At 56.9% G+C, this 4,398-nt stretch carries 4 protein-coding genes; 1 reads left to right on the top strand and 3 read right to left on the bottom strand.

Going from position 1 to position 4,398, the window contains the following annotated elements; all coding sequences use genetic code 11:
• Positions 1-273 (top strand): ATP-binding protein (locus AC1DT3_RS13050; protein WP_477465680.1); only part of this gene is annotated, 273 nt, incomplete at its 5' end.
• A 677-nt stretch (positions 274-950) separates the two neighbouring features.
• Here AC1DT3_RS13050 and AC1DT3_RS13045 read toward each other — a convergent pair.
• The 3 genes from AC1DT3_RS13045 to AC1DT3_RS13035 form a co-directional block, all read right to left on the bottom strand.
• Positions 951-3,176: a cadherin domain-containing protein gene (locus AC1DT3_RS13045; RefSeq protein ID WP_477465679.1), complete on the bottom strand. Its 2,226-nt coding sequence runs from the start codon at positions 3,174-3,176 to the stop codon at positions 951-953.
• 345 nt (positions 3,177-3,521) lie between these two features.
• Positions 3,522-3,995 carry a hypothetical protein gene (locus AC1DT3_RS13040; RefSeq protein ID WP_477465678.1) on the bottom strand — a complete coding sequence of 158 codons (474 nt, stop codon included), beginning with the start codon at positions 3,993-3,995 and terminating at the stop codon, positions 3,522-3,524.
• Positions 3,992-4,273 carry a hypothetical protein gene (locus AC1DT3_RS13035; protein ID WP_477465677.1) on the bottom strand — a complete coding sequence of 94 codons (282 nt, stop codon included), beginning with the start codon at positions 4,271-4,273 and terminating at the stop codon, positions 3,992-3,994. Before AC1DT3_RS13035 ends, AC1DT3_RS13040 begins: the two co-directional genes overlap by 4 nt.
• Positions 4,274-4,398: the final 125 nt, after the last annotated feature.

Below are 4,398 nucleotides of genomic sequence, written 5' to 3'. Positions count from 1 at the left end.
CTCGTCAATGAACTGGTCACAAACGCAATGAAGTACGCGTTTCCCAACGAAATGGGTGGCACCATTTCTGTGAGACTTGGTCAGGGAGCCAATGGCCTGAAGCTAGTTGTTGAAGATGACGGCGTGGGGTTTCCAAGCGAGCCGCATGGTGGGCTTGGAACGAGATTGACTGAGTTGCTGGTACAACAACTCGGTGGATCGATCACTCGAAAGGAACTTGATCCCGGGTGCCAAATAACAATCAACGTTCCCACCGAAGCCAGGCGACTTTAGAAAGTCAGTGGCCTGGTATTTTGCCCTTCCTCATGACCGTTGGACGCCTTTATGCCCCTCTCGAACGTACGAGTTTGTTGAGCTCCATTCGATTCATGTGAAGGCGCCCTGCCCACTCATCAAGTGCAGACGAGTAAAGCAGCGAAACAAATCGCGTCGGGTCATCGGCAGAGCTTTTCAATCTGCCAAGTTCGTTTAGAGCTTTCTCTAATAGCTCATTGTCCGCGGTCAAATTCCCCTCCTCTTCTAAGTGACGTGCGATCGTGCTTCTTAAGGCTGTGCCGGGCAAGCGGTCAAAAGGCTTAGCTACATACAGCAATCGCCGCAATTAATAGGCCCGTCGGTGGGCAATTTGGAGGATCTTCGCGGGAAAATTCGGCTGGCGTCTGGGCATCAGCCTTGTCAAGCTTCCCAGCACCGCCGAGCAGACCCGGGCTGCAAAGCAAATGCCCCTCCCCGGGGGTCGTCGGGGAGGGGCGATCAAGAAGGTCTCTTCTGTCAGTCCATGCTCTCCTGCACACATAAACAATGCAAGGCCGCTTCACCCGTTCCTGCTGCGATTGTCGCACCGAGAACCGCTGACACGGACACTTGAGCCGCCTCCGAACTCAAGCACAAAAAAGCTTCCGGGATGACGCAAATGCCGCATGTGCGGTAGTAGAGAAATCCGCGGCTGATCAGATGACGAAGAAGTCCTTGTAGGTCATCTTGAGGTTCTTCGAGAGCGTGGCGATCTGCAACGCCTTGCCCGCGCCATTGCCATCTGCATCGTAGTACAGGATGCCCTTTTTCTTGTCGTAGATGATGTAGTCGTTGGCATCCGTCGCGGCCGAGCCGACCTTGAAGTATCCGCTTTTGAGAGCAGCGGGTTTGGATTCAGAACCGCGTGAGCCAAGCTTTTTGAACACCGCGTTGTCGAGCCAGATCGTGTCGTCCTTCACGTTGAAGTCGATGATCTTGTCGACATGGGTCTTCCGAGCGTCGGCCTTCTCCTTGAACACAAAGACGTCCTTGCCGATCTCTCCAGCGAGCTTGTCCTTGCCGAGCCCGCCATAAAGGCGATCGTTGCCGCCAAAGCCATTGAGTGCGTCGTTCCCAGCAGCGCCATAGATGGTGTCGTTGCCGTTCTCGCCAGCGAGATAATCCGCAGCCCGGGTGCCATCGATACGCAACGCGTTGGCCTCGATGACATTGAGAACTGATACTTGAACCGTGGTTTCGGAACGCGCGCCGTATTCGTCGATGGCTGTGACCTTCAGGGCGTAGGACGTGCGCTTCTCGTAATCGAGCGGCCCGGTGAGGATGAGCTTGTCGCCGCGCACGGCAAACGGACCGTCGGAGGCGAGTTCGTAGCTAATTTTATCGCCCTCGGGATCAGTGGCCGACAGGGTGGCGATCGCCTCATTGATCGGCGCCGTCTCGGAAACCTGAGTCTGCGAGAGTTTGGCGGCCGAGGGGGCGGTGTTCTCCGTCACAGATGAGGTATCAGCAAACTTGAGAAGGCGAATGTCCGAGAGCGTATCCGTGCCATCGCGGTCGGCCACCGTGTCGGTAATAACCCATTTCCCATCGACGGCGCGGGTAATCGTATAATCCACCTTATTGCCGCTAAAGATTGCCGTATTACTGCCGGCGCCGCCGGCCAGGGCGTCATTTCCTGCGCCCCCGGTTAGGATATCGTCCCCTGCGCCGCCGTCGAGAATGTCATTGCCAGCTTCGCCCTTCAACTTATCCGAACCGCCAGCACCCGCGAGCGAATCCCCGAACTGGGTGCCAAAATACTGATCGTTGAAAGCGGAACCCTTGGTGACGACACGTTCTGTGCGTGGATCGAGGACTTGTGAATAGATGTTCACGTCACCATTAAGGTCCAATTTATCCCAGGACACGACGATACGTCCATCGGCGAGGACCGTGAGAGCAGGTTCATTAGAGACCCACACATCTTCTATCACGTGTTCGCCGGTTCGATTGCCACCGGAATCGTAGAGTTTGATACGGAGATCAGTCCTAGTGCCGCTAAAGTTGGTAGAGCTGACGGCAAAGCCCCCGTTTGGCAATTCATCAACGGTTACAGCCTCGAGCAAACGGCCGGTGTCAGCAAGGATGTCAGTACCGATCAGGGTTCCGTTGGAGTCCAACAACTGGACTCGAACTTCGTCATCGGAACCCTTTTTGATGAATGCAAACGCGAGACGCCCGTCCGTGAGTCGCGTAAGAGCAGGGTATGCTTCAATTGCGTCTGTCGTAGTGTGAGCGCGAACTGGTGGTGAAATCACTTCACCCGCCGCCGACCGAACGGAGATCAAATAACCAATCGCATCCTGGGTGATTTGAGCGAAGCGGTCGTTGTCGAGCGAACCGAGAGCGAGAACATTCTGACCGTCAAAAAAACTTTCTCCCCAGGCAAGTCTGCCGTCCCTGACACTAGCCACGCTAGAGATCGGGCCGATATTTCCCTCCTCATAGGCAACCATCAACCGCCCGTCAGAAAGTGCTGTGAACTCAAAATTCCCCGCGTTGGTGCTATTATCTGAGAGTGTTATTTGAGCGCCCAGTGCTTCCCCGGTTGGGCTAAACGCACCGACCCTCACAGTGCCACCAGACGCGTTGTCGGCGGAGTAAGCGATGATGATCTCGCCGTTCTGGAGAACAGTAACCTCAGGATAAAGACTTGAATGGTTTGGACCGTCATCCAAGCTCGCAATGAATTCCGCGCCTCGAGGCGTACCGTCCCCGTTGAAAATCTGCGCCTTTATGCTGGACTTGCCGCCATTGTCATCAGCGTCTCGCCAAACAGAAACGAAGCCTCGATCTTTCAGGGCGGTTATCTGACTTTCATCTTGCTTGCCAAACGAAGCCTGATGCACTTGGAACACCTGTCCCCATGCCGTAATGGCCATCGTACTCTCCCAACATTGCAGTTGTTTCGTTGGGATCACCTAGCGCGTAGGGGCAACACTTCGCCATGTGAACGAAGGGGGAGGCTCCGTTTGGAGGCAAACAATTGAGGGGTCGCGCCCTCATGTCGCAGAATCTGCCTAGAAGGCTCGTCAGTTGGACTTTCGGTCGAGCAAAGCTTCGACTCGACGCGCTCCACGCATTGGAAACGCTGAGCCCGCTTCGTACCGCTGAGAAGAAACAGGAAGTCAATTCGCGTCCCGGCTATAGGCAAACAAAAACCCTCCCGGGCACAGGCCGAGGAGGGCAACGGAGGCCGCTATCCGCGCAGGACGCCAGCGCGCAGATCACGGAGGAAGCGACGGCACAGCAACCGACGGCAGCTCTTGCCACAAGGTCCACAATCCATGAGGCACCGCGTARTTRGCCTGYCCTCGGATCGTGAGGCTCTTCACCCGATCGAGCTCAGCGGGGATTGGCGCGCATAGTTCGTTGCGACCCGGTCCAAGGGCCGAGGCCCGCGGGTTACGGACCATCTGCCCGTCCCGGCGGCGTTCGACGACAGCCGGATACTCCACGGCGGTCCCGTCGACCACGATCGACCACGCCACGACGATGGGCTGCGCGTACCTGACCTTGTTCCAGGACCACACCCAGCAAACGCGTCCGGGTTCGCGCTCGACGGCTTCGATGGTCTGGTCTTCCAACACGGGCGCGACACGCGCCTCGATTTGTGGCGTGACGAAGTAAAAGAGGCCGAGACCGAGGAACCCGGCAACGAGCCAGATCCCGGCGACGGCAACCACCTTGGACCGTGTCATCGCGCCCCTCCCTTCACCATCAGCCAGAAGGATGTTGCGGCCGCCGCCACAAGAAGGCCGGTTGCGGCCAGTAGCCCATGCCTCACCATCGCGTCCTTGAGTTCGCGGGATGATCGCAGCGAGGCGAAATCTTTTCGCAGATTCGCCTTGTCCGTCGGATCGACACCGACGGTCTCGAAGAACTGCACGATGGTTTCCCTCGCGGCTTCCTTCGCCGCCTCGCTCGCGGCTGTCGATGCGATCTGTTCAACCTCGTCACGCGAGGGAGCCCGTGCCATGAGATTTTCCAGACATATCAAAGCCCGGATATTTGACGGTCGACGAGGTAAATCTTCGAGGAAAATTCAAGAAGCTCATCGAGGAGCTGGTAGGTCCGGAGTTGACCGAGGCTCTTTCCCAACGC

Source organism: Microvirga sp. P4_G7 (genome assembly GCF_056401005.1).
Note: the sequence above shows the minus strand (reverse complement) of the source record. Positions and strands in the feature narration are given on the sequence as shown.